The sequence below is a fragment of the Oceanisphaera pacifica genome, from assembly GCF_017498065.1.
Classification (GTDB): Bacteria; Pseudomonadota; Gammaproteobacteria; order Enterobacterales; family Aeromonadaceae; genus Oceanimonas; species Oceanimonas pacifica.
The window spans coordinates 48,708-73,970 of sequence record NZ_JAGDFX010000013.1; the positions used below are offsets into that span (position 1 = coordinate 48,708).

A 25,263-nucleotide genomic window follows, 5' to 3' on the forward strand; every position below is an offset into this window, starting at 1 on the left:
AGTGGGAACATGAGTTTACGTAAAAATTGGATCAGCAAGCCGGCTTTTGCCACTTTTAAGAAAATTTTGCCGCCCTTGTCGGTTACAGAGCGCGAAGCCATGGAAGCGGGCTCAGTCTGGTGGGACGGTGAATTGTTTAGTGGTAAGCCAGACTGGTCAAAACTCCTGTCTTATGGGCCTTCTCGCTTAAGCGAAGAAGAGCAGCACTTTCTGGATAACCAAGTGGAAACGCTACTGGGAATGCTGGATGACCATCAAATTGTAAACGATGATCGTGAGCTCCCAGAAGCTGTGTGGGATTACATTAAGCAACAAGGTTTTTTCTCTCTTATTATCCCCAAAGAATACGGTGGGCGTGATTTTTCGGCTTATGCCAACTCCACCATAGTGGCGCGTATTGCGTCACGCAGTGTTAGCGCCGCTGTTACCGTTATGGTGCCTAACTCTTTAGGGCCCGGTGAGTTGCTGATGCACTATGGTACCCAAGCGCAAAAAGACCGCTGGTTGCCCGGTTTAGCGAAAGGGGATGAAGTTCCTTGTTTTGCTCTTACCGGCCCAGAGGCAGGTTCAGATGCAGGCGCGATTCCGGATTCAGGCGTAGTATGTCAGGGCGAATATGAGGGCGAACAGGTGCTCGGTATTCGGCTTAATTGGGATAAACGCTACATTACCCTGGCCCCCAGAGCCACCGTATTAGGCTTGGCCTTTAAGCTATTCGACCCCGATGCACTGCTGGGAGACAACCCAAGCTTGGGTATTACTTGTGCGCTGATCCCCACCTCGCACACCGGCGTTAAAGTCGGCGATCGGCACTTTCCGATGGGCTTGGCCTTTTTAAACGGTACTACCTGCGGTAAAGATGTGTTTATTCCACTGAGTTGGATTATTGGTGGCCCTGAATATGCCGGCCGTGGCTGGCGGATGTTGGTGGAGTGTTTATCGGCAGGGCGGGGCATATCGCTGCCGGCATTAGGTACCGCCAGCGGCCATTTATCGGTACGCAGTACCAGTGCTTATGCTTATGTGCGTAAACAATTTGGCTTATCCATTGGTAAGTTTGAAGGGGTGCAAGAAGCGCTGGCACGCATTGGTGGCCTCACTTATCAATTAGAAGCCACCCGTCGCCTTACGGCGAAAGCATTAGACTTAAAAGAAAGCCCTGCCATTATTACCGCGATTTCAAAATATCACATGACTGAAATGGCCCGAACCGCGCTGGATGACGCCATGGATGTGCATGCCGGTAAGGCTATTCAAATGGGGCCTAAAAACTATTTAGCCCATAACTATATGGGTATTCCGGTGGCCATTACCGTAGAAGGCGCGAATATCCTCACCCGCAACTTAATGATTTTTGGTCAAGGAGCCACACGTTGTCACCCTTATGTGTTAAAAGAGTTAGAGTCGGCAGCTAACCCAGATGAAGCAGCGGGCTTACAGGAGTTTGATCGCTTATTGTTTAAACATATTGGCTTTGCCACTGGCAACGTGTTTGGTGCCCTGTGGCAGGGGCTAACCGGTGCGCGTTTTAATGCTTCACCAGTGAGTGGCGAAACCGCTGTGTATTACCGCCAGTTAGCCCGTATGAGTAAGGCATTAGCCTTATGTGCAGATGTATCTATGTTGATATTAGGCGGAGATCTTAAGCGTAAAGAAATGATTTCGGCTCGCTTAGGGGATGTATTAAGTCACCTTTACTTAGGCAGTGCGACCTTGAAGTTTTTTGAAGATAATGGCCGACCCAGTGATGAACTGCCTTTTGTGCATTATGCCTTAACCCGCAATTTGCATCTAATAGGTGAAGCGCTAGATGGCTTTTTTGCCAACTTCCCAAATAGAGGGGCAGCCTTAACATTAAAAGCACTGATTTTTCCGTTGGGTAATCGCTATAAAAAACCCTTAGATAAACACGGGCAAGCAATAAGTAAGCAATTAATGACTCCAGGCTCAGCAATTCGTGAGCGCTTAACGCAGCTGTGTTATGTACCAGAAGCCGATAAGCCGGGCTTAGGGGAAGTAGAAGCGGCCTTTTTGGCTATGGCTGCGGTGCAAGATAGTGAGAAAAAACTCCATCAAGCACAAAAAGACGGCACAATTGATCGTAAGTTAGCCTTTAGTGAATTGCTGGCTCAGGGTAAAGCACAGCATATTATTAATGACGATGAAGCACGTCAGTTAGCGCATGCCGATACACTGCGACGCCAAGCCATTGCCGTTGATAGCTTTAAGCCAGGTGTACTTTAGCCGGAGTGCTAAGCAAGGTGGTATCCAGTACTGTATGATCAAAAAAGCCACCTAAGGTGGCTTTTTTATTATGGCTTGTTGTTTAACGGGGTTGTTTATTCAACCGTTAAAATCTTACAAGTGTTGGTGCTACCAATCACTTCCATGCAATCGCCATGGGTTAGCAATACCAAGTCACCACTGTTTACAAAACCGGCTTTTTTCAAGGTAGCCAGTGCATCACGGCTTACTTCTGAATTACTTAAGTTAGAATCTTGCTTAAAGTAAACAGGAGTCACGCCGCGGTATAGGTTGCTCCACGCCAGTGTTTTATCTTCGCCAGATAGCGAGAAAATAGGCAGGCCAGAACTGATGCGTGACAGCAGCAGCGGAGTGGTGCCTGAGTGCGTTAGGGCAACAATGGCTTTTACACCCTGCAAGTGGTTTGCCGCATACATGGTCGACATGGCCACCGTTTCTTCAACCGAGGTAAAGGTGAAGTTCATGCGGTGATTAGACACATTGATGCTTGGGTGTTTTTCAGCACCGGAGCATACTTCTGCCATGGCTTTAACGGTTTCAATCGGGAAGTCACCGGCGGCAGTTTCTGCAGACAGCATAACGGCATCGGTACCATCCAATACGGCGTTAGCCACATCCATTACTTCAGCACGGGTTGGTAGTGGTGCTGAAATCATTGATTCCATCATTTGGGTCGCAGTAATAACGACGCGGTTTAGGCGACGTGATGCCCGGATCAGTTTTTTCTGTACGCCAACTAGCTCAGAATCACCAATTTCAACACCCAAGTCACCACGGGCAACCATAACAACGTCAGACGCTAAAATCACATCTTCCATAGCGGCATCACTTGCAACGGCTTCAGCACGCTCTACCTTCGCAACCAGCTTAGCGTTGCTACCAGCAGCACGGGCTAACTCACGCGCAATTTTCATGTCTTCGCCGGTACGTGGGAAAGACACGGCAAGGTAATCAACCCCAATTTTTGCGGCTGTAATAATGTCTTCGCGGTCTTTGTCGGTAAGCGCAGGAGCTGACAAGCCACCGCCTTTTTTGTTAATGCCTTTGTTGTTAGACAAAGGACCGGCAACCGTGACTTCGGTTAATACCTTGTTGCCATCAACGCCGTCTACGCGCAGCTGCACGCGGCCGTCATCCAGTAATAAAATGTCGCCAATTTTTACGTCTTTTGGCAAATCTTTATAGTCGATACCAACTTGCTGCTCGTCACCTTCCCCCAAGCCTAGATCTGCATCTAATACAAATTTATCGCCCAGTGCTAATTCAATTTTGTTATTTTTAAAGGTAGATACACGAATTTTAGGACCTTGTAGGTCACCCAAAATAGCGACATGCACGCCTAGTTTTTTAGCGATACTGCGTACATCGTTGGCACGTTTCATATGATCTTCGGGGGTGCCGTGAGAAAAGTTCATACGCACTACGTTAGCGCCGGCTTTAATAATGCCTTCTAGATTATTGTCGCGATCGGTTGCCGGACCTAGGGTAGTTACTATCTTGGTACGTCTTAACATTGAGAGACTCCAGTGTAGAGGTAGATCACATAAAAAATACAATCAGCGCGACCTCTTAACGCCATTGGTCTTAATACGCTGATATTGATTAAGTGGTGAGTTCTCCAATGAGCACCCGAACTCAAGTGTGTGATTGATGAACGGTAATACGCTTGCTCACAGTGAATAACTGCACCTTAAGTTTATAAATTGTTATCGATAATAACGTAAGAATACAGAAAAGTGTAGACTGGGTCACAAAAATGACGCTTGTTTAGCAACAAACTGCTCAAAATTAAGGGCTATCAAATTGGGAATTTTTTATCCCTTCTTTAACTTTTTGTAAATTTTCAATAAATACGTTACCACGGCGTAAGATAAATCCAGTCGCGAGTACATCAATAAGTACCATTTGAGTCAACCTTGAGGCCATGGGGAGGTGTAGGTCGACATCATTAGGAATATCCATAGACAGTACCATGCTGGCGGCGTTGGCTAGGGGAGAGTCTTTGGCGGTAAGCCCCAGTACGAGTGCGCCTTTTTGTCGTGCGAGATGGGCGATTTCAACTAAGGCTTTGGTCCGTCCGGTATAAGAAATCAGTACAAAGACTTGATCTGGTGAGCTATTTGCCGCACTCATGCGCATCATGACGGGATCGTCAAAACATTGTACAGGCAAACTAAAGCGAAAAAACTTATTGGTCGCATCATGAGCCACAGCTGATGAGGCGCCTAAGCCAAAAAACGACAGTTGTTTAGCTTGAGTTAGCATATTAACCGCGCGATTCACCTGCTGGGGATCTAGGCTGTTTTGCGCACGACTTAGGCAGGCCATGCTCGATTCAAAGGTTTTGGCGATATAAGACTCAGGGCTATCATTTTCATCTAGCTGGCGGTGCACATAAGTAGTGGTGTTGGCTAAACTTTGCGCTAAATGCAGTTTAAAGTCTGGGAAACCTTTAGTGTCTAATCGTCGACAAAAACGATTAACCGTAGGCTCACTGACGTCGGCTATTTTGGCTAAGGCGGCAATACTTGAGTGAATAGCGGTTTGTGGGGCTGCCATAATCGCATCGGCTACTTTTTTTTCTGACTTACTAAAGTCATCCAGTTGCTGGGTTATTTTTTCTAATATATTCATTATTATGCCTAAGTCAGTCACAGCGCTGCTATTATCCTAGCACAGCCCTTAGGCAGCGGTAAGCCATGTTAAGGCCCGTCTTATGCTATTGTTGTGCGCCGTATGGCTCTTCGAAGGGTAGACATAAAAAAACCCCGGCTAGCCGGGGTTTTATCAAATTACTGAGATTACTTAGCGAAGTTTTCTGCCGCAAATTCCCAGTTAACCAGAGCCCAAAACGCTTTAACATAGTCTGGACGCACGTTACGGTAATCGATGTAGTAAGCATGCTCCCACACATCGCAGGTTAGCAGTGGGGTTACGTCGTCGGTCAGTGGGCAGCCAGCATTAGAAGTGTTAGCAATGGCCACTGTGCCGTCTGCTTTCTTAACTAACCAAGTCCAACCAGAACCAAAGTTAGTTACACAAGACTTAGTGAACTCTTCTTGGAAAGCTGCAAAAGAGCCGAAAGCCGCGTTAATTGCGTCTGCTAATGCGCCTGTTGGCTCACCGCCACCGTTAGGGGCTAAGCAGTTCCAGTAGAAAGTGTGGTTCCAGATTTGTGCTGCGTTATTGAAAATACCGCCAGAAGAAGTCTTAATGATGTCTTCTAGAGATTTACCTTCAAACTCGGTACCTGGTACTAAATTGTTCAGGTTAACTACATAAGAGTTGTGGTGCTTACCATAGTGATACTCTAATGTTTCCTCTGAAATATGAGGCAACAGGGCATTTTTTGCGTAAGGCAGAGCAGGAAGTTCAAAAGCCATTATTATAATCTCCATTTTGATGGTGCCAGCCTAAGGCTGGTCTCGACATTACTATTTGCTTTCTCCAGAACGGATACGAGTAACAGCAAAATGCCCGTATCACGCTAAATTACTGGCACTATTGTAGCAGTTAGCAAGCGGGCTAAACAACATCAGCTTTTGTAGGGATAAAGCGATAGGTTATTAATAGTGTCACTTTAATGGCCGTAAACAAGTGAACAGCGACTAAAATGAGGGGCGATACTTGTGACCCTTGCACGAAACAGTAGAATAGTGAATTAACTTGTCATTGTGATGACTTGCCGTTTTATACTGCGGATAATTTACTATTACGCATTTATTTTGTTGCTTGTCAGCAGCCATCATTGAGGTATTTATGGATACAGTTGAAAAAATCAAAACTCAAATCAGTGAAAACCCGATTTTGCTTTACATGAAAGGGTCGCCTAAATTTCCAAGCTGTGGCTTTTCTGCTCAAGCGGTACAAGCGCTAATGGGCTGTGGCCAACCTTTTGCCTACGTTGATATTTTGCAAAGCCCAGAAATTCGTTCTGAGCTGCCAAAATACGCAGATTGGCCGACCTTTCCTCAACTGTGGGTTGACGGTGAGCTAGTGGGTGGCTGCGACATTATTATGGAAATGTTTCAACAGGGTGAGCTAAAGCCATTAGTTGAAGAAACCGCCGCCAAATACCCAAAGCCCGAGCAAGAGTAAGCCGGCGGGAAGCTTGAAGTCTTTAGCTGACCGCTTAAAGCTTACGGCTTACAGCTCTCTTATCGCTTTCTTACAAGCACTTCACGGGTTTGGGTAATCCAGCAAGCTTAGTGGCTTGTTTGGCAGGACCTTTAGGGAACAGTCGATATAAATAGCGGCTGTTGCCTTTTTCGTTACCCAGCTCTTTGGCCATGGCCTTAACTAAGGCGCGCATGGCCGGTGAAGTGTTATATTTGAGGTAAAAGTCTCGTACAAACTGCACCACTTCCCAATGCTCTTCGCTCAGCGCTATGCCTTCTTGTTCGGCTAATATTTCAACCATCTCTGGCTGCCAATCTTGGTGGTTTTTAAGGTACCCCTGAGTATCGGTTGCAATCGCGCGCCCCTCAAACTCAAACATAATTTGTCCTTTCAATACTGTTATTATCAATAACCGTCGATATTACTGAAGTTCGTGGGTGTCTGCATCTGTTATGGCGTCTTGTTGCTGAAAGCCTTGAGCCAGTTGGTATAGATCATTGACCAGCAAGGTAATATGACTTAATAGCTGTTGATTGAGGATTAGCCAGTCATCCTGGGAGTTGCCCTGCTTATCAAAGTCATGAGCTGCTGCACGGTTTGTTGCTGCAATATTAAGAACAGGCGAAGAAACAGGCTGAGTGTGCTCATTGCGCAATGCCTTTGCCGCGACATTCAGCTGGTTTACCAGTTGCACAATTTTAGGGCCATGTGCTTGTTGTAATAAGCGACTTTGCGCGCGATGAGCACCCAAGGTTGACAGATAAGACAACAGAGCATGATTACGATAGGCAATATCAAAACATAAGTTAAGCCAGTATTTAGGTACAGGTTCAACCCGAATATTTTGCCATGCCAAAGCCAGCTGGTTATCGGCTAAGTGCGCCTGTTTGCGTGAAAGGCGATAATCAAGGTTGTCATTTCGTCCCTCAGTAAATTGCTGGGTAATGGCGGCTAAATAGCCGGCGTTGGCCTCCATGGCATCGGCCATTAACCGAGGTAAATAGCGGCGCTGCCAGTCTGGCCAAATAAACCAGACAGCAACAAAAGCCAATGCGCAGCCAATTAAGGTATCAAATAAGCGCGGTAGCCAAATCAACTCACTGGCACCACCTTGTAAATTAAAGGCCAACAGCACAAATAAGGTCACAAAGCCGACAGCCCAACTGTAATACACCTTTATTTGGGTAAAGAAGATAAAAGCCCCCAATAGCAAGATCATTAATTGGGCGCCAATAGAGGGAAAAAAATACAACAGCGGCACGGCGGCCAAAATGCCACCTAGAGTGCCTAATATGCGCTGCACAAGCCGCTTGCGGGTAGCACTAAAGCTTGGCTGACATACAAATAAGATAGTGAGTAATATCCAATAACCGCGCTCAAATTCAAAATAGGCAATTAAGCTATAACCTAGCGCAAAACATAAGCACAAGCGGGTGCTGTGGCGAAATAATAAAGAGTCAGGATGAAACAGCGCCTTTAGTTTAGGCCAAAAAGGCTGGCGCTTAGGTTTTGCAAGCTCAACGGTAATGGCTTCGGGTAAGGGTTGGCGCTGTGTTAAAGACTCGGCGCGTACTAACCCCTGATGTAGGCGTGCCATATTGCGGCCTAAATACTTAAGCGGACTTAATAAATGGGGAGGATAGTCTTGTTGTAAGTGACTGTAATTAAGCTGATCTTCCAGCGCACTTAACTCCCAAGTGAGGCGCTTAGGATGTTGGTAAGCATTATGGGTTAAAATGGCATAACCCAGTTTATAACAAGACTCCCCCAGCCCAACCAGTAGCGTTTGATAACCTTTTAATATATCTAGTTGTTTCAGATCTTGATTAAGCGCTTGGTACGAGTAATGGCTAGAGGTGGCCCGTTCGTGCATGTCTTGTACCAATAAGTACAAAGCCAGTAATCGGCCCAGCTCGTCTTGCTGTGCGTGACCTGCCTGGCCTTGAATACGCCGATTAAGCATTTGCTTGGTGTTTTCTAGCGCACTCACCAGCTGAATATTTAACTGCGCGAGTTGATGGCGCAAGTGTTGATGCTGTTGATCGGGGCTATCAAAAAAGCGCGACTTTTCTAATAAGTAACGTGACAGTGAAAAATAGCACTGCGCTAATTGCTCATGTACTTGTTTATAAGGCCAAATTAATAATACCAACCAAGACAACAGGCCATACCAAGCCGCCCCTAAGGTTAATAACAGGGGTTGGTACCAGAAGCTGGGGCTGTCGGGGTGGCCTTGCATGGCATATAAAGAGATTAATAATATCCCAAACCCCAAGGTGCCGGCCGTTGGCCCCCAAGCGGCCATTAAAATTAAAACTAAGGCACTAATTACCAATAAGGGACCAAACAGCAAGGGGGTGTCAATGGTTAGGGTGACCAAACAAATGGCAATAAAAAAGCACACTAAGCTTAATAATAGATGGCGCAGGCGACCTTTGGGGTCTTGATCGACTTCGCTCAATGCACCCGCCATTATACCTAAGGTGAGCGTGACTGCTGCGGGGGTGTGATCTAACCACCAACCGGGCAGCAATACACTTGCCATAGCCAACAAGACTTTAATGGCAAAAAAGAAATGACTGTTGGTAAACAGTCGCCTTAGCCAAGACACAAGAGCAGGGGCAGTAATCGCTGATGGCATTTAATGGCTCACTATAAAGTTAAACGAATCAAGTTGTCAGTGCAAAGAACCTGAGCAACTAGCTTAGCGCGTTCTGCATGTATTAATAGCGTATAGGCATAAAAAAAGCCCCATCAAGGGGCTTTTTGTAAGTGAGCTGCAACTTAGTCGCGGCTTAAGCCTAACAAGCTGAGTAGGCTTAAAAAGATATTGAAGATAGACACATACAAGGTAATAGTGGCTGAAATATAGTTGCGCTCACCGCCATGAATAATGGCACTGGTTTGCATTAAAATTGCGCCAGAGGAGAACAAGATAAACAGTGCACTCAGCGCTTGGCTAAGGGCGGGAATGTGAAAGAACAAATTGGCAACCACACCCACCAGTAAAATCACAAAACCGGCCATCATCATGCCACCTAAAAAAGACATGTCTTTTTTGGTGGTTAGTACATAAGCGGATAAGGATAAGAAAGTGAGCGCAGTACCGCCTAAGGCGAGCATCACGGTTTCGGTACCGCTGGCAGAGCTTAGGTAGTGATTAATAATAGGGCCAATGGTGTAGCCGGTGAAGGCAGTAAAGGCGAAAATAAAGACTAAGCCTAAGCCGCTATCACGATTTTTTTCGGTTAAAAACATCAGGCCATAAAAGCCGACTAAAGTAATAATTAAGCCAGGACGAGGCAGCCCCATCATGGCACTAACACCCGCACCCAAAGAGGCGGCTATTAATGTCATGGCTAACAACATATAGGTATTACGTAATACCTTATTAGTGGCCAGCTCACTGGTTTGTGTGCGTGGAATCGAGTTTTGGTATCGCATGTTCAAAGCTCCTTAAGCTTCTTCTTTACGGGGTTAAGTATGAGTTAACAAGGCGAATGCCGTGTTGTCATTACTTGACCGAATATATTGGCAAATCAATACACCTATTTGGGCATAAAATGGCCGAATTGTCGAGTGTTGTGTGATGATTGCTCTATCAATGAAAGCGCATATTGCTGGAGTTAGCAGCAATGTGCGCATAAAATATGCGTTTGAACAAAAATAGTGATTTATCCGTTTACAAGGGCCGGTTAACTTAGGTATTATTCATCCCGTTCGGAGGGGTGGCAGAGTGGTTGAATGCACCGGTCTTGAAAACCGGCATGGGTTTATAGCCCATCCAGGGTTCAAATCCCTGCTCCTCCGCCATTTTACAAAAAGCCCGCTGCGTTTACTCGTAGCGGGCTTTTTGCTTTCTAAAAAACCAAACCTGCTTAGAGACTTAGCGATGGATATATTGCGCACCGACCCCGACTATTTGGTCATTAATAAGCCCGCTGGCATTGGCATGCACCAAGAAGGAGATCAACCGGGTCTAGTGCGCCTACTCAGTGAGCTGCGAGGAGAAGTGCTGTATCCGGTACATCGGCTGGATAAAATGACCACGGGTGTATTATTGCTAGCCCGTCATCGCGATGCGAATCGTGAACTCAGCCGCCAATTTGCTGAGCGCAAAACACAAAAGTATTACGTTGCGCTATCTGCTAATAAACCCACTAAAAAGCAGGGGCTGGTTAAAGGGGATATGGAAAAAGCACGAGGAGGCAGCTGGAAGTTATCTCGCCGACTAACCAATCCCGCCATTACGCGTTTTCATAGTTGTTTATTGGCAGATCCTTCGCCCACATCTGTAGAACCCAATTCATACCCAAAGCCCTTGCGGGGCTTTTTATTGGCACCGCTAACCGGCAAAACCCACCAACTTAGGGTGGCATTAAAAAGCCAAGCTTGTCCCATATTAGGTGATACGCGCTATGGGGGAGCCTTGTCAGATAGAGGCTATTTACATGCCTGGCAGCTGGGCTTTGAATATCAAGATAAGTCGATTTGCGTGCGCGCACCCTTTACCTCTGGTTCACATTTTTTAACCCATCAGCAGCAATTAACCCACTGGATTGATGACATACTAACGGCCTAAATTAAGCAAGCGAGGTGAGTCATGCAATATTGGATAATGGGTGGCGGTGGCATAGGGGCGGCGTTGGCTCAAGCTTGTGTGGCACGAGGGAGTCAGGTACTAGTTTTAAGTCGTACTAACCCCCAGTTAGCTGAGGTTGACTGGTTGGCCGTCGATAATACCGATCAAGACGCGTTAGCCAAGGCCATTGCCGATTACCCTTTGCCAGCTCGAGTGATTAACACCCTCGGCATGCTACACCAAGGTGAGCAACAGCCAGAAAAGCGTATTGAGCAGCTTAGTGAGGCCGCCTTTAATAATAGCCTGCGTATTAATACTTGGCCGACTTTGGCGATGGCACAATTATTATCGCAACGCCTAACGCGCACTACACCATTACAGTTTGCTGCCTTATCGGCGCGGGTGGGCAGTATTAGCGATAATAGAGCCGGTGGCTGGTATAGCTATCGCGTGAGCAAAGCTGCCCTTAATATGGCGATAAAAACGGTGAGCATTGAATGGCAGCGCTGTTTTCCTCATGCCAGCATAGTTGGACTGCACCCAGGTACAGTGGCGACAGAGCTGTCTTCTCCTTTTCGGTCGAGTTTGGCCGCGGGGCAATTACACACCCCAGCCCAAGCGGCGCAAGACTTACTCATGGTGTTAGATAACTTATCTCATCAAGACTCAGGTCGGCTATTTGCATGGGACGGCCAAGAAATACAACCTTGATGTATTAGGCTGCAAACAGACAGTTTGTGTGAGGATGCCAGCAGAATACCTAAACTGTGATGTTTTTAGCGTGCTTTTAGCTTAGTGTTTGATGTTATTAAGCTATAAGCAAGGGATGGATTTCATGCTGGCATTATCGATTAACGATATTAAAGTGGGTGTCGAGTTAGCTGATAAAAACGCCGTTATTCACGCGCTAGCCCACTGGCTAGAAGAAGATGGCCATGTGGCTTCTGGCTACCAAGCCGGCATGATGGCTAGAGAAGCAAAAGCCGCGACTTATCTGGGCCAAGGTATTGCCATCCCCCATGGCACGCAAGCATGCCGACACCTGATTCAAAATACCGGCATTAAAGTGTTGCACCTGCCACAAGGGGTGGAGTGGGGAGACGGCGAAAAAGCCTATCTAGTATTAGGCATTGCTGCCCGCTCAGACGAACACCTCGATTTACTTAAACAGCTGGCTAAAACCCTCTCTCAAGATAACCTACAAAAACGCGTGATGGCGATCACCGAGCCTGAGCAGGTGCTGGCGCTACTACAAGACCCTGCTGAACCTAAAGAGGTGGGGTTACCTCTTGTGCACATCGCGACCGAGCTGGATGCAGAAACCTTATTGCAGCTGACTGATCACGCCTTAGAGTTAGTGTCTTGCAGCACACAAGAGCAAGCCCAGTTAAGGCAGGCCGCGCCCATTCATATTGGGCAGGGATGGTGGCTAAGTCAAACCAATGCCTGTCATGGGCCGAGCCAAGCCGCCTTAGTTACGGCTAATGTGCATAGCCCATTGCTTATGCAAACGCCTGCGGTGCGTGGGGTGTTAGTGTTATTTGTGAAAGGGGTGGGCCATAAGGCTTTACTGGATCAATTACTGGCTTGGTTAGCGGTCAAGCAAGGAGCTGCACTGGCGGCTTTACACTCAGCCACCGCCTTACTTGACGCCTTAGAGGCAGGGCCTGCGGCTTATGCGCAACAGCGTCATAGTACTGAGCAGATTGCCGTGGTGCGTAATACCCACGGTATCCATGCCCGCCCTGGGGCCATATTAGTACAGATTGCTAAGCAATTTGAGGCCGAAGTACAGGTGCGCAACCTTGAAGGTGACGGCCAGTGGATGTCGGCAAAAAGCTTAATGCAAATGATAAGTTTAGGCGCAAAGCGCGGGCACCAGCTGTTATTTTCGGCCTCAGGGGCAGATAGTGAAGCGGCGGTATCTGCACTGGTGAATGGCGTTAAAGAGGGGCTGGGAGAGGCATTGGGTGAAGACTTAGTCGAAGATGTACTCGCCCCTGAACAAGCAACTCATGAAATACAGTCGCAAGATGAGGCTCAAACTAAGCCGATAACGCTGGAGCCAAACACTGAGTTAACTGGGGTAGCCGCCGCCGCAGGCGTGGCCATTGGGCCAGTGTTTGTTGATGTAGCTGTGCAATTTGACTATCCCCAACAAGGGGAAGATACAGTGACAGAAAAAGCCGCGTTAGCCGCGGCCATTGAGCAAGCTTGCCATGACTTAAGCAAGGCACAGGCCCACAGCCACGACCCTCAGGCGAGTGACATTATAGCGATGCACCAAGAGCTATTAGCGGATCCCGCATTAAGCTTTGGGGTGAATTGTCGTATTAGCCAAGGCCAATCCGCCCCCGCGGCTTGGTGGAGCGAAATTAATTTAGCCGCCACTCGCCAAGCCAATAACAAAGACGCCTTATTAGCAGAGCGCGCCGCCGATATTCGTGATGTGGGGCGCCGTGTGATGGCTATTTTATGTGACAGTCCCGCCAGTATCCCTCCTGAGCATCCTTATATTTGGGTCGCTCAAGAAATTGGCCCCTCGCAGTTGGTTAATCTAGACCCACAACAGGTATTAGGCATTGTAACAGTAAGTGGAGGGGCGGCATCTCATAGTGCTATTTTAGCCGCTGCCTTAGGCATTCCGGCCTTAGCGGGTGTTAATGGCGCTGTAATGACAATTAAAAACGCGACTCATGCTATTTTAGATGGCAATCGGGGCTGTTTAACCATCGCCCCCGATGCATCAATACGCCAGCAAGCCCAAGCGCAACAACGCCAAGCTAAGCAAGCAGCAGCGCGGGCGTGGGAGGAGCGAGACCTAGCCGCTATCACCCAAGATAAGCACCGCATTGACGTGGCAGCTAACTTAGGTGGTATAAAAGACGCGTCGCAAGTGCTGGCATCCGGTGGCGATGGTGTTGGGCTGTTACGTACCGAGTTTGTGTTTATGTCGCGGCGCAGTGCACCGGATCTTGCTAGCCAAACCGCCTTATATCGCCCATTATTTGATGCACTAAAAGGGCGGCCTTTATTGGCGCGCACCTTAGATGTGGGCGGCGATAAACCCCTGCCTTACTGGTCAAGCCCTAAAGAAGATAACCCCTTTTTAGGGGTGCGCGGTATTCGGTTATGCCAACAGCATCCGGCGCTGCTCAAAACGCAAATTCGCGCCTTATTAATGGCGGCCAATAACCGGCCGGTGCGCATTATGTTCCCTATGATCACTGATATTGCCGAGTGGCGCTGGGCAAAAGACAGGGTTAATGAGATACAAGCCGAGCTTAACGCGACGCAAGTTGAGCTGGGCATAATGATAGAAGTGCCAGCAGCGGCGCTGTGTGCCCCAGTGTTTGCGCAAGAAGTCGACTTTTTTAGTATTGGTACCAACGATCTTACGCAATATACCATGGCCGTAGACAGGGGTAATGGTGAGTTGGCCTACCTGGGTGATGGGTTACATCCGAGTGTGTTACAACTGATAAAAATGACAGTGGAGGCCGCACACCAGCAAGGTAAATGGGTGGGGGTGTGTGGCGAGCTGGCGGCCGATGCCCAAGCTGTGCCGATTTTATTGGGGCTAGGCGTAGATGAGTTATCGGTGAGCTTAGCGCGTTTGCCGTTAGTAAAATCACAAATACGACAATTATCTTTTGCGCACTGCCAGTGGTTAGCCCAGCAGGCGTTAGTTGCCGACGATGCGGCCGGTGTTCGACGGTTAATGAGCCAAGCTGAAAAAGGCATTGCACCAGATAAGGAGCCAGGCTGATGAGCATAGTCACTGTCACCCTTAACCCCGCACTGGATTTAAGTGTGACCATCCCCAGCTTGCAAAAAAATCAGGTGAATATTGCGACCAACCAGCACCTTGGCCCAGCAGGTAAGGGCATTAATGTGGCGCGGGTACTGAGTGACCTCGGCCATACGCCCATTGTCACCGGTTTTTTAGGGCGTGATAACGCCGCCCCTTTCACCCAGCTATTTAGTGAGCAAGGTATAAGGGATCACTGTCTGCGGCTGGCGGGCAATACCCGTATTAATACCAAAATTAGTGAGGGTGATGGCAGTGTTACCGATATTAATACCCCAGGGCTTGCTGTCACCAAAGCGGCGTGGTCAAAGCTGTGTTTGCAGCTAAACGCACTCGTGGATGAGGTGGAGGTATTAGTGATCTCTGGCAGTGTGCCGCCAGGGGTGTCATTGGCGCAGTTTAGCGCGCTTATTGCTTGGGGACGCCAACATAATAAAGCGGTGATATTAGACAGCAGCCATGCCGCCCTAGAAGCCGGCATTAAAGCGCGGCCCAGCTTAATTAAACCCAACATTGATGAGCTGAGCACCTTGATGGGGCGAACCTTAAGTCATGAACCCGACATTATGGCGGCGGCGGGGCAATTACAACAGCAAGGCATTGCCCATGTGGTGGTGTCAATGGGCGCACAGGGAGTGTATTGGTTTACGCCCACCCAGTGTTGGCATGCCCAAGTACCTAAGGTTGATGTGGTGAGTACCGTTGGCGCTGGAGATAGTTTAGTTGCAGGCTTAAGTGTCGGCTTGGTTCACTCAGACACCAGCTTCTTTGATCCTGAGTCGATTTTACGCCGCGCCACCGCCTTATCACTGCTGGCCGTTACCCAAGTTGGCGTGGGCATTTACAGCAGCCAGCAATATGCGGATTATCAAGCGGCGATCACTATTACCGAGCGAGCAGCAAGGAGAGTGTAATGAAGATGATCATTATAACGGCGTGCCCTAATGGTACGACCACCAGTTATTTAGCTGCCCAATTACTCAAACATGCGGCCTTGCAAAGAGGCTGGCATGCCAGTGTGGAATGTCACAGCCCCTTAAGTGCAAACAATACCGTGACTGACGCTGAAATTGCGAGTGCTGACTTAGTGGTGGTTGCTTGTGATATTGAGTTGAATTTATCGCGCTTTGTGAATAAAGCGGTTTATTGCAGTGCCATTGCACCGGCGCTTGCCGATCCTGATGAGTGGCTCACTGTCGCCCAGCAAAATGCCACCCCCTATGTTGCGAGTAACAAAGACCGCTTGAGTGAACCAGCTAGCGTTCATAATATCGTCGCCATTACTGCTTGTCCTACCGGAGTGGCACACACTTTTATGGCGGCAGAAGCGCTGAGTGATAGTGCCGCCCAGTTAGGCATTAATGTTAAAGTTGAAACCCAAGGCTCGGTGGGGGCACAAAATACCCTAACAGCGAGTGAAATTGCACAGGCTGATGTGGTAATAGTGGCCGCCGATATAGAGGTGAATACCGGCCGCTTTAATGGCAAGCGTCTTTATCGTACCAGTACGGGGCAGGCACTTAAGCTGCCAGAGCAAACACTAAAACAGGCATTGGCAGAAACCAATGTGCATAATGCCAATCAAGCGAGCCAAACAAGTGCTGCTTCTGAGGAGAAAACGGGGCCTTATCAACATTTATTAACCGGGGTCTCTTTTATGTTACCCATGGTGGTGGCAGGGGGCTTAATTATTGCGCTGTCGTTTGTGTTTGGTATTAATGCCGCTGATCAAGAAGGCTCCCTTGCTGCCGCCTTAATGCAAATTGGTGGCGCTTCTGCATTTGCGTTAATGATCCCAGTACTCTCGGGTTATATCGCCTATTCCATTGCCGATAGGCCGGGTATTGCCCCAGGTATGATTGGCGGTATGTTAGCCAGTACCCTAGGCGCCGGCTTTTTAGGCGGTATTATCAGTGGTTTTTTAGCGGGTTACTGTGCCCGCTGGCTGGCGCAAAAAGTGCCCATGCCCACCAGTTTATCGGCGCTTAAACCCATTTTAGTTATCCCCTTATTCGCCAGTTTATTCACGGGTTTAATTATGATTTATGTGGTGGGTACGCCCGTGGCCTGGGTGATGAATGCACTGACCGAGTTTTTAAATAATATGGGATCTACCAATGCCGTTTTATTAGGGGTGCTGATTGGTGCCATGATGTGTTTTGATATGGGCGGGCCAGTAAACAAGGCCGCGTATGCTTTCTCGGTGGGGTTATTAGCATCACAAACCTACGGCCCTATGGCGGCGGCCATGGCTGCGGGTATGGTACCTGCACTGGGCATGGGAGTGGCCACCTTTGTGGCGCGGCATAAATTTAATGCCGCAGAGCAAGAAGCAGGCAAAGCGGCTTGCGTGCTGGGGTTGTGCTTTATTTCTGAGGGCGCCATTCCGTTTGCTGCCCGAGACCCACTGCGGGTGATCCCGTGCTGCATGCTAGGTGGAGCCATAACGGGGGCCTTATCTATGGTGTTTGGAGCTAAGTTATTAGCGCCTCACGGTGGCATATTTGTGTTTTTTATTCCTAATGCCATTCACCCCCTAGGTGGGTATGCCCTCGCCATTGCCGCGGGTGCTATGGTTACCGCCATTAGCTACGCCATTATTAAGCGCAGTGATGTTGATATGTTATAAAAAAGGGTCGGAGTCATTTTCTCTATGGAGAAATGACTCCGACCCTTTTTATTCGTTATTCGTCTTTAAACATGTGACCAAGTTTGCCGGCTTTGGTGTCTAGATAGTGCTCGTTAAAGGGGTTGCGCCCCTCTTTTAAAGGCACTCGCTCCACTACATCAATGCCAAATTCGGTCATGGCGGCCACTTTGCGTGGGTTGTTGGTCATTAACCGCATCTGTTTAACACCTAGCTCGCGCAGCATATCGGCGCAAATAGTGTAATCGCGCATATCAGCATCAAAGCCTAACTCTACGTTTGCCTCTACGGTGTCTTTACCTTGGTCTTGCAAGTTATAAGCCTGAATTTTATTGAGTAGACCTATGCCGCGGCCTTCTTGGCGCACATAAAGCAGAATGCCTCGGCCTTCATTTGCAATGTTTTCCATGGCCGCTTGCAGCTGAAAGCCACAGTCGCAGCGCAGGCTAAATAAGGCATCACCGGTTAAACATTCAGAGTGAATTCGGCCTAACACGGGTAAGTCATCATCAATGGCACCCATTACCAGTGCGGCATGATCCTTGCCTGTCCCTTTTTCTTCAAATCCGATCAGGGTAAAGGTGCCCCAAGGGGTTGGCAATTTTGAGTGTGCCATCCGGGTAACACTGCTCATGGCGTTCCTCTTTGGTTTACAAATAATAAAAAATAATGGCTATTGTAAGGCGGATGGCGCTGCAGGTATAGATACAATGCACATAAGGGGCATTAAATGGCAGTTATTGGCGTGTAAACAAGGCGAAGAGATATATTTGCCGGTTAAGTTGCGTATAATGCGCGCCATGCAGCAGCCCAATGATCATAAACGTCATTGATATCGCTGCTCAACTTAATGTTTGACTGGAGAGAGCCATGACTGAAAAAGCGCCCGTTATTACTGTGGATGGCCCAGGCGGTGCAGGTAAAGGAACCCTTTGTCAGTTACTTGCCGAAAAATTAGAATGGCATTTACTGGACTCTGGGGCTATTTATCGGGTGTTGGCCCTTGCTGCTTTGCATCATGATGTTGCGCTAGATGATGAAGCGGCGTTAGTGCCGTTAGCGGCGCATTTAGATGTGCAATTTCCCATACAAGAAGGCGATGTAAAAACCATTCTTGAAGGGGAGGATGTTTCACACACTATCCGCACCGAAAAAATGGGCGATACCGCCAGTAAAATAGCGGCGTTTCCGCGGGTACGCGAAGCGTTATTGCGCCGCCAGCGGGCGTTTCGTGGTTTACCCGGGCTAATTGCAGACGGTCGAGACATGGGCACTGTGGTGTTTCCTGATGCACAGGTGAAAATATTTTTAGATGCCAGCGCAGAGGAAAGGGCGAATCGACGTCTTCTTCAGTTGCAAGATAAGGGTTTTGATGTTAGTTTTGACCGTCTTTTAAGCGAAATTAAGGCGCGTGATGAGCGGGATCGTAATAGAACCGTTGCACCACTGAAAGCTGCAGACGATGCGTTAGTGATTGATTCAACTGATTTATCTATTACAGAAGTACTAGATATAGTGTTAAGTCATACTCAGGCGTGTATCGCAGGCTAGCCATCAGCTATTCGGTTAAATAAGATCATTTATTGTACGTCAAGCACATTGCTTGAGCCTGCCCGCGTCAAGGATGAAGTGGGTTTACTTTAATCACCCCATCGGAGCTGGATTGCCCTATGGATGTTCAACTTAAAAAGCGTATTCATTAAATATGATTGAATCTTTTGCTCAACTCTTTGAAGAGTCTCTGAAAGAACTAGAAACCCGTCCGGGTTCCATAGTTAAAGGTACTGTTGTTGCTATTCAGAACGGTATCGTTCTGGTTGACGCAGGCCTGAAGTCTGAATCTGCCATTCCTGCCGAGCAGTTTAAAAACGCGCAAGGCGAAATGGAAGTCAGCGTTGGTGACGTTGTAGACGTTGCACTAGACGCTGTAGAAGACGGTTTCGGTGAGACTCTGCTTTCCCGCGAAAAAGCGAAGCGCCATGAATCTTGGTTGCAGCTAGAAAAAGCCTACGAAGATCAAGAAACCGTTATCGGTGTGATCAACGGCAAGGTGAAAGGCGGCTTTACTGTTGAAGTAAACACCATCCGTGCTTTCCTACCTGGTTCGCTGGTTGACGTACGTCCAGTACGTGACACCTTGCACCTAGAAGGGAAAGAGCTTGAGTTTAAAGTTATCAAGCTAGACCAAAAGCGTAATAACGTTGTGGTTTCTCGTCGTGCTGTTATTGAAACTGAAAACAGTGCAGAGCGCGAGCAGTTGCTTGAGAATCTGCAAGAAGGTCAAGAAGTTAAAGGTATCGTTAAGAACCTGACCGACTACGGTGCTTTCGTAGACTTGGGCGGCGTAGATGGCCTGCTACACATTACCGATATGGCTTGGAAGCGTGTTAAGCACCCAAGTGAAATCGTTAACGTAGGCGACGAAATCAACGTTAAAGTACTGAAGTATGACCGTGAGCGTACTCGTGTATCTCTAGGCCTGAAGCAGTTAGGCGAAGATCCATGGGTAGAAATCGCTAGCCGTTACCCAGAAAGCACGCGCTTATCTGGCCGTGTAACCAACCTAACTGACTACGGTTGCTTCGTAGAAATCGAAGAAGGCGTTGAAGGTCTGGTACACGTGTCTGAAATGGATTGGACTAACAAGAACATCCACCCATCTAAAGTGGTTTCTGTTGGTGACAACGTAGACGTAATGGTATTGGATATCGACGAAGAGCGTCGTCGTATTTCTCTGGGTCTTAAGCAGTGTAAAGCTAACCCATGGCAGCTGTTTGCGGAAACCCACAACAAGGGCGACCGTGTTTCTGGTAAGATCAAGTCAATCACTGACTTCGGTATCTTTATCGGTCTAGACGGCGGCATCGACGGTCTGGTTCACTTGTCTGACATTTCTTGGAACGGCGGCGAAGAAGCAGTTCGTGAATTCAAGAAAGGCGACGAAATTGATGCAGTTGTACTGCAAGTTGACCCAGAGCGCGAGCGCATCAGCTTAGGCGTTAAGCAAATTGACGAAGATCCGTTCAATGCTTACTTAGCTGATATCAAGAAAGGTGCTATTGTTAAAGGTACTATCACAGCTGTTGATGCCAAAGGCGCAGTAGTAGAGATGGCAGAAGGCGTAGAAGGTTATGTACGCGTTGCTGATATCTCTCGTGACCGCATCGAAGACGCATCTACTGTATTAACAGTAGGTGAAGAAATCGAAGCACGCTTCATGGGTGTTGATCGTAAGAACCGTACTTTAAGCTTGTCTATCCGTGCGAAAGACGAAGCTGAAGATAAAGTGGTTCTAGATAACCTTAACCAACAGCAGCCAGAAGATGTTGGTCTAAGTGCAATGGCCGAAGCCTTTAAGGCAGCCAAAGGCGAATAAGCCTATCGGACTGTAAAAGGGGGCCTTAGTGCCCCCTTTTTGTTGCTTGTCTATCAGGAGGAATGATGACTAAATCCGATCTTATTGAGAAACTATCAGAACAATACAGCCATTTATCTGCTAAAGAAGTAGAAGAGGCAGTTAAGGGAATACTTGAGCAAATGTCGGCGACCTTAGAAACCGGTGACCGCATTGAAATTAGAGGTTTTGGTAGTTTTTCATTACACTATCGTGCACCTCGTCAAGGGCGTAACCCTAAAACCGGTGAAAAAGTCGCATTAACCGGTAAATACGTACCGCACTTTAAACCCGGTAAAGAATTACGCGAACGCGTTAACTCAGCCTAGTATAACTGTGAGTGCTATATCTCTTTTTATGGCAGCGCGACTAGCGAGAACGTTTATTTTCCGCGATAATACTGATACTCAAAATCAGTAAGTTGAGAGGATAAGGTGAAGATAATTATTGGCCTAATTATTCTGATTATTTTATTTGCCGTCGGTTTAACACTGGGCATACAAAACGATCAGTTAGTGCATGTTAATTACCTGTTAGCTCAGGGCGATTATCGTCTTTCATCATTATTGGCGGTGATTTTTGTAGCCGGTTTTGTTGTGGGCTGGTTGGTATTCGGTGTTGTACTGTTGCGCCTAAGAATGAAAAACACTGGGCTGCGAAAAAAAGTTGAACGTCAACACAGAGAGCTAGAAGAGCTTAGGGCCTTACCTATTAAGGATTAATAAGCCTTATGCTGGAATTATTATTTCTGCTGCTTCCGGTTGCTGCGGCCTATGGCTGGTATATGGGGCGCAGAGGAGTTCGGCAAGACGTTCAAAATAAATCCACTCATTTCTCCCGGCAATACGTTGCCGGGTTAAACTTTTTGCTGTCTGACGAGCCAGACAAAGCGGTTGATCTCTTTATTCAATTGTTGCAAGTAGACAGCGAAACCATTGAAACCCACCTTGCGCTCGGTAATTTATTTCGTTCTCGAGGCGAAGTGGATCGCGCGATTCGTATTCATCAAAATTTGGTTGCGCGACCTAATTTATTATTAGAACAACGCCACTTGGCTATGTTGGAGCTTGCGCGCGATTTTTTAACGGCGGGGTTATTAGACAGGGCCGAACATATTCTGATTGAGCTAAAAAGTGACCCCGACTATGAAGAAGAAGCACTCAGTCAATTATTGCTTATCTACCAACAGCTAAAAGATTGGGAAAAAGCTATCGATATGGCAGCCCGACTAAAAAAACGTCAAGGCATGAAAGCCCTGATCCCAATGGGGCATTTCTATTGTGAGTTAGCTGAACAGCATTGGCGAGAGCAAGATATTAAAGGCGCCATGGTGCAATTTAAAAAAGCACTTAAAACCGATGCTGGCTGTGTGCGGGCCAACATTCGCTTAGGGTCGCTATTTATGGCTCAGCAGCAATGGAAGCAGGCACTAACCAGTCTACTTGACGTCACCCAGCAAGATGCGGACTTTATTGGCGAAGTATTAGCAGATATACAATATTGCTACCAGCAATTAGATGATGAAGCTGAACTCGTTCGCCATTTACATTTATGGGTAGCAGAAGATGCTGGCGCAAGTGCGGTACTGATGTTGGCTGATTATGTGGCTGATAGCCAAGGTGTGTTAGCTGCCGAGCAACTGGTGTTATCGCAATTGCAGCGCCACCCCACCATGAAAGGTTTTCATCGACTCATGACTTATCATACGGCTAATGCAGAGCAGGGCCGAGCACGAGATAGTTTGAATATGCTGGGCTCTTTGGTGTCTGAGCAAATGAAACAAAAGCCCAGTCATAAATGTAGCCAATGTGGTTTTTCGGTTAAAACTCAATTTTGGCAATGTCCTTCTTGTAAACAATGGGGCTGCATTCGTCCATTACGCGGTTTAGATGGGGAATAAACACAGCTTTAAGCTATCAGCTATCAGTCAAAGAGAAACACCGCTTTGGGCGCAGCTTTATTTGTTCGCGTATTTTGTGGAAAAACAGATTAAAAATAAAAAGGTAACTTGGTATGCAAACTTCACCTGATCCTAAAATTCTGGTCGCGCTTGATTTTGCTGATAAGCAGCAAGCCATGGCGCTTATTCAGCAATTAGACCCCACGCTTTGTCGCTTAAAAGTGGGCAAAGAGATGTTTACACTGTTTGGCCCTGAGTTTGTACGAACCTTAGTGAACGCTGGGTTTGATGTGTTTTTGGATCTTAAATTTCATGATATTCCCAACACTGTGGCGAAAGCCGTTGCCGCCGCTGCTGAGCTAGGAGTATGGATGGTGAATGTGCATGCCAGTGGTGGCTCACGCATGATGACAGCAGCACGAGAAGCATTGGTGCCTTATGGCGACCAAGCGCCCTTACTGATAGCTGTGACCGTACTCACTAGCATGACAGGCGATGAGTTACTGCAAATAGGCGTCTCTCGCTCACCAGCAGAGCAAGTGTTGGCCTTAGCGCGCCTTACTCGAGATGCCGGCCTAGATGGTGTGGTATGTTCGGCACAAGAGGCGAGCTTATTAAAAGCAGAGTTGGGTAAAGACTTTAAACTCATTACGCCTGGCATTCGACCAGCAGGTACAGATGCGGGCGACCAAAGACGCATTATGACGCCAGAGCAGGCATTAACTGCAGGCAGTGACTACTTGGTGATTGGTCGTCCTATCACACAAGCGAGCAATCCAGCTCAAACACTTGCTGAGATTAATCACAGCCTTAACTCTTAGGCTAATTAACGCCAACTAAGCGATATCTTGATGCATCGAAAAACATCGAATGGGTTGACTCGGTGTTTTTGTTTTTAGGTACACAGCACTTTAAAGCCAGCGCAATATGTTAAACAAAATGGGCTCAGAAACAGCTGATTAGGAAGTCGTGACGGCAATAATATTAGGGCGATAAACGCGTCCCTTAAGTGTTATGGCTTTGTGTTAGCTTGATGCAGATCCTAATTGTTGGTATCTAACAGATAACGATAACTTAATATGTTTATTATTAATGGTTGCATGTATTAGCTTAATACTATGCTGTACAACAATAATATAAGGGTGTACTTATCCGTTAATCAAAGGAGGCGGATGTGAGTAAAGCCGCTGCAAAGCTGTTAACTATCATTAGCAAGCCGATGCCATTTGGTAAGTATAGTGGGCGACCACTGCTTAAATTACCCATGGCCTACTTATGCTGGTTTGAACGTAAAGGCTGGCCAAAGGGTAACTTAGGGGAAGAGCTAGCTTTAGTGTATGAGTTAAAGCTTAATGGCGTTGATTTACCCTTATATGAGTTATTACAGCCTGAGTCTTCTTAACAAGCGAGCAAGTGAAAAGGTCCTGTTTAAAAAAGTCTACTTCTTTAGCTATATGTAAAACATAAACAAAAACAGAGCCAAGCGGCTCTGTTTTTGTTTAATTGTCAGTATATTATTTACTGTTTAATTAAGAAATCTTCTAGCGTTTTAGTACCAGCATCAATTGCTTTCTTGATGGGGGTAGGCTTACGGCCTTGGCCAGTCCATGTTTTATATTCATTGTTCTCGTCGTAAAATTCGTACTTAGCAGGGCGCTTAGCGCGTGGCTTACTTACCTTTTTGGTTGGCTCTGCTAATTCTATCAAATCGCTAATATCAATTCCGTCTGCAGCCATTTGGTCCATGTATTCTTTAAGCTTGCGATCGCGCTCTTGAGCTGCTGCTTGTTCGGCGGCTTTAGTTTCTCGTTGTTCTTCAATAACAGAAGACAGTTTTGCTAGCGCTTCTTCCATTTGATCAAGCGTTAAGTCACGGGTTGCAGCACGTAAGCTACGAATGTTTAATAGTGTTTTCAAAAAGTCAGTCATTGCATTCACCTAAGTTATATATTTTATTATTCTCTAAATCTACATCTTCATATTAAATCTAGCAAGTTAATTACTCAATTATTTATTGTAGCGAATAAATACAGTGAATAACGAGGAAAACTCACCAATATGGCTTTGCATTTTGCAAAAGCTTATTGCTAATTAGAAGTGGGTGACTGTTAATTAATCTTGTTATCTGTTGCCCATATTAAAAAGAGACTCAATAGAGTTAAGATATGTGGAGTGAGTTATGAACGGTAAACGGCTAGTATCTTGGACTTGGTTTATACTTCTACTTTTAAGCTGGTAGGCAATAGACCTATCGGTAGAGTTAGCAAGTTAAAAGTATTGATTTTTGTGCTGTTGGCAGTAAAATCGTCCGCCTTGCCTGCGTAGAGGTGCGTCACTTATCAGTAAGTCAGCCAGCAATGATACCTTTGTGCTGAACGAAAGGAAGTGATGCCGAAGTAGTGTTATTTGTCCGGTATCTCTATATCAGGTAACACCATTGGGATCGGTACCGAAAGGGCTGATACTGTCGTGATATACTATTCATGGTGCGCTATAGCTGGGGAAGAGCAGACGATCTTTATATCGGCCTCCTACTCATTATATT

22 protein-coding genes, 1 tRNA gene, 1 pseudogene and 1 riboswitch are annotated in these 25,263 nt (G+C 47.1%); of the genes and pseudogenes, 16 read left to right on the top strand and 8 right to left on the bottom strand.

The window, feature by feature from the left end; translation table 11 throughout:
- Positions 1-9 precede the first annotated feature (9 nt).
- Positions 10-2,244: an acyl-CoA dehydrogenase gene (locus tag J3U76_RS11415; RefSeq protein WP_208006100.1), complete on the top strand. Its 2,235-nt coding sequence runs from the start codon at positions 10-12 to the stop codon at positions 2,242-2,244.
- Positions 2,245-2,339: 95 nt separating this feature from the next.
- Here J3U76_RS11415 and pyk read toward each other — a convergent pair whose 3' ends face one another.
- The 3 genes from pyk to sodB form a co-directional block, all read right to left on the bottom strand.
- On the bottom strand, positions 2,340-3,779 hold the full coding sequence (gene pyk, locus J3U76_RS11420) for a pyruvate kinase (RefSeq protein ID WP_208006101.1): 1,440 nt from the start codon (positions 3,777-3,779) through the stop codon (positions 2,340-2,342).
- 274 nt (positions 3,780-4,053) lie between these two features.
- Positions 4,054-4,899 (bottom strand): transcriptional regulator HexR, encoded by an 846-nt coding sequence (gene hexR / locus J3U76_RS11425; protein ID WP_208006102.1) that lies wholly within the window; start codon positions 4,897-4,899, stop codon positions 4,054-4,056.
- Between the two features lie 167 nt (positions 4,900-5,066).
- Positions 5,067-5,648, bottom strand: a complete 582-nt coding sequence (gene sodB / locus J3U76_RS11430; RefSeq protein ID WP_208006103.1) for a superoxide dismutase [Fe] — start codon at positions 5,646-5,648, stop codon at positions 5,067-5,069.
- A 376-nt stretch (positions 5,649-6,024) separates the two neighbouring features.
- On the opposite strand from sodB, the gene J3U76_RS11435 reads away from it, so the two are divergent.
- On the top strand, positions 6,025-6,363 hold the full coding sequence (locus J3U76_RS11435) for a Grx4 family monothiol glutaredoxin (RefSeq protein ID WP_208006104.1): 339 nt from the start codon (positions 6,025-6,027) through the stop codon (positions 6,361-6,363).
- A gap of 70 nt (positions 6,364-6,433) precedes the next feature.
- On the opposite strand, the gene J3U76_RS11440 is transcribed toward J3U76_RS11435, so the two are convergent.
- From J3U76_RS11440 to J3U76_RS11450, 3 genes are all read right to left on the bottom strand, one after another.
- Complete coding sequence (locus J3U76_RS11440; protein ID WP_208006105.1) at positions 6,434-6,763, bottom strand: TusE/DsrC/DsvC family sulfur relay protein; 330 nt, start codon at positions 6,761-6,763, stop codon at positions 6,434-6,436.
- Positions 6,764-6,805: 42 nt separating this feature from the next.
- Positions 6,806-9,025 carry a YccS family putative transporter gene (yccS, locus tag J3U76_RS11445; RefSeq protein WP_208006106.1) on the bottom strand — a complete coding sequence of 740 codons (2,220 nt, stop codon included), beginning with the start codon at positions 9,023-9,025 and terminating at the stop codon, positions 6,806-6,808.
- 143 nt (positions 9,026-9,168) lie between these two features.
- On the bottom strand, positions 9,169-9,828 hold the full coding sequence (locus J3U76_RS11450) for a Bax inhibitor-1/YccA family protein (protein WP_208006107.1): 660 nt from the start codon (positions 9,826-9,828) through the stop codon (positions 9,169-9,171).
- Between the two features lie 278 nt (positions 9,829-10,106).
- Here J3U76_RS11450 and J3U76_RS11455 point away from each other — a divergent pair.
- From J3U76_RS11455 to J3U76_RS11480, 6 genes are all read left to right on the top strand, one after another.
- Positions 10,107-10,197 (top strand) — tRNA-Ser (locus tag J3U76_RS11455).
- A 79-nt stretch (positions 10,198-10,276) separates the two neighbouring features.
- Positions 10,277-10,966 carry a pseudouridine synthase gene (locus J3U76_RS11460; protein ID WP_208006108.1) on the top strand — a complete coding sequence of 230 codons (690 nt, stop codon included), beginning with the start codon at positions 10,277-10,279 and terminating at the stop codon, positions 10,964-10,966.
- Positions 10,967-10,987: 21 nt separating this feature from the next.
- A complete protein-coding gene (locus J3U76_RS11465) occupies positions 10,988-11,677 on the top strand; it encodes an SDR family NAD(P)-dependent oxidoreductase (protein ID WP_208006109.1) in 690 nt (229 codons plus the stop codon).
- Between the two features lie 124 nt (positions 11,678-11,801).
- Positions 11,802-14,735: a phosphoenolpyruvate--protein phosphotransferase gene (ptsP, locus tag J3U76_RS11470; RefSeq protein ID WP_208006110.1), complete on the top strand. Its 2,934-nt coding sequence runs from the start codon at positions 11,802-11,804 to the stop codon at positions 14,733-14,735.
- Positions 14,735-15,691: a 1-phosphofructokinase gene (gene pfkB, locus J3U76_RS11475; RefSeq protein WP_208006111.1), complete on the top strand. Its 957-nt coding sequence runs from the start codon at positions 14,735-14,737 to the stop codon at positions 15,689-15,691. The genes ptsP and pfkB overlap by 1 nt, the downstream gene beginning before the upstream one ends.
- Positions 15,691-17,406, top strand: a complete 1,716-nt coding sequence (locus J3U76_RS11480) for a PTS fructose-like transporter subunit IIB (RefSeq protein ID WP_208006112.1) — start codon at positions 15,691-15,693, stop codon at positions 17,404-17,406. Before pfkB ends, J3U76_RS11480 begins: the two co-directional genes overlap by 1 nt.
- Positions 17,407-17,461: 55 nt before the next feature.
- Here J3U76_RS11480 and ribA read toward each other — a convergent pair whose 3' ends face one another.
- The gene (ribA, locus tag J3U76_RS11485; RefSeq protein WP_208006113.1) at positions 17,462-18,058 is read right to left on the bottom strand and encodes a GTP cyclohydrolase II; all 597 of its coding nucleotides are present in this window, start codon (positions 18,056-18,058) and stop codon (positions 17,462-17,464) included.
- A gap of 76 nt (positions 18,059-18,134) precedes the next feature.
- On the opposite strand from ribA, the gene J3U76_RS14625 reads away from it, so the two are divergent.
- From J3U76_RS14625 to J3U76_RS11520, 8 genes and pseudogenes are all read left to right on the top strand, one after another.
- A complete protein-coding gene (locus tag J3U76_RS14625; protein ID WP_279382283.1) occupies positions 18,135-18,257 on the top strand; it encodes a hypothetical protein in 123 nt (40 codons plus the stop codon).
- Between the two features lie 37 nt (positions 18,258-18,294).
- Positions 18,295-18,975, top strand: a complete 681-nt coding sequence (gene cmk, locus J3U76_RS11490; protein WP_208006114.1) for a (d)CMP kinase — start codon at positions 18,295-18,297, stop codon at positions 18,973-18,975.
- A 154-nt stretch (positions 18,976-19,129) separates the two neighbouring features.
- Positions 19,130-20,800, top strand: coding sequence for a 30S ribosomal protein S1 (gene rpsA / locus J3U76_RS11495; protein ID WP_208006115.1), 1,671 nt, complete (start codon positions 19,130-19,132; stop codon positions 20,798-20,800).
- 56 nt (positions 20,801-20,856) lie between these two features.
- Positions 20,857-21,147: pseudogene (gene ihfB / locus J3U76_RS11500) on the top strand (integration host factor subunit beta); the annotation flags it as partial.
- Between the two features lie 105 nt (positions 21,148-21,252).
- Complete coding sequence (locus J3U76_RS11505; RefSeq protein WP_208006117.1) at positions 21,253-21,540, top strand: lipopolysaccharide assembly protein LapA domain-containing protein; 288 nt, start codon at positions 21,253-21,255, stop codon at positions 21,538-21,540.
- Between the two features lie 8 nt (positions 21,541-21,548).
- Positions 21,549-22,718, top strand: a complete 1,170-nt coding sequence (gene lapB, locus J3U76_RS11510) for a lipopolysaccharide assembly protein LapB (protein ID WP_208006118.1) — start codon at positions 21,549-21,551, stop codon at positions 22,716-22,718.
- A 113-nt stretch (positions 22,719-22,831) separates the two neighbouring features.
- The gene (gene pyrF / locus J3U76_RS11515) at positions 22,832-23,539 is read left to right on the top strand and encodes an orotidine-5'-phosphate decarboxylase (protein WP_208006119.1); all 708 of its coding nucleotides are present in this window, start codon (positions 22,832-22,834) and stop codon (positions 23,537-23,539) included.
- Positions 23,540-23,892: 353 nt separating this feature from the next.
- Entirely contained in the window at positions 23,893-24,120 is a 228-nt protein-coding gene (locus J3U76_RS11520; RefSeq protein ID WP_341534342.1) for a DUF3820 family protein, read from the top strand.
- A gap of 116 nt (positions 24,121-24,236) precedes the next feature.
- Here the strand turns inward: J3U76_RS11520 and J3U76_RS11525 are convergent, their stop codons facing one another.
- Positions 24,237-24,647: an H-NS family histone-like protein gene (locus tag J3U76_RS11525; RefSeq protein WP_208006120.1), complete on the bottom strand. Its 411-nt coding sequence runs from the start codon at positions 24,645-24,647 to the stop codon at positions 24,237-24,239.
- Between the two features lie 385 nt (positions 24,648-25,032).
- Positions 25,033-25,220, top strand: a riboswitch (Lysine riboswitch).
- Positions 25,221-25,263: the final 43 nt, after the last annotated feature.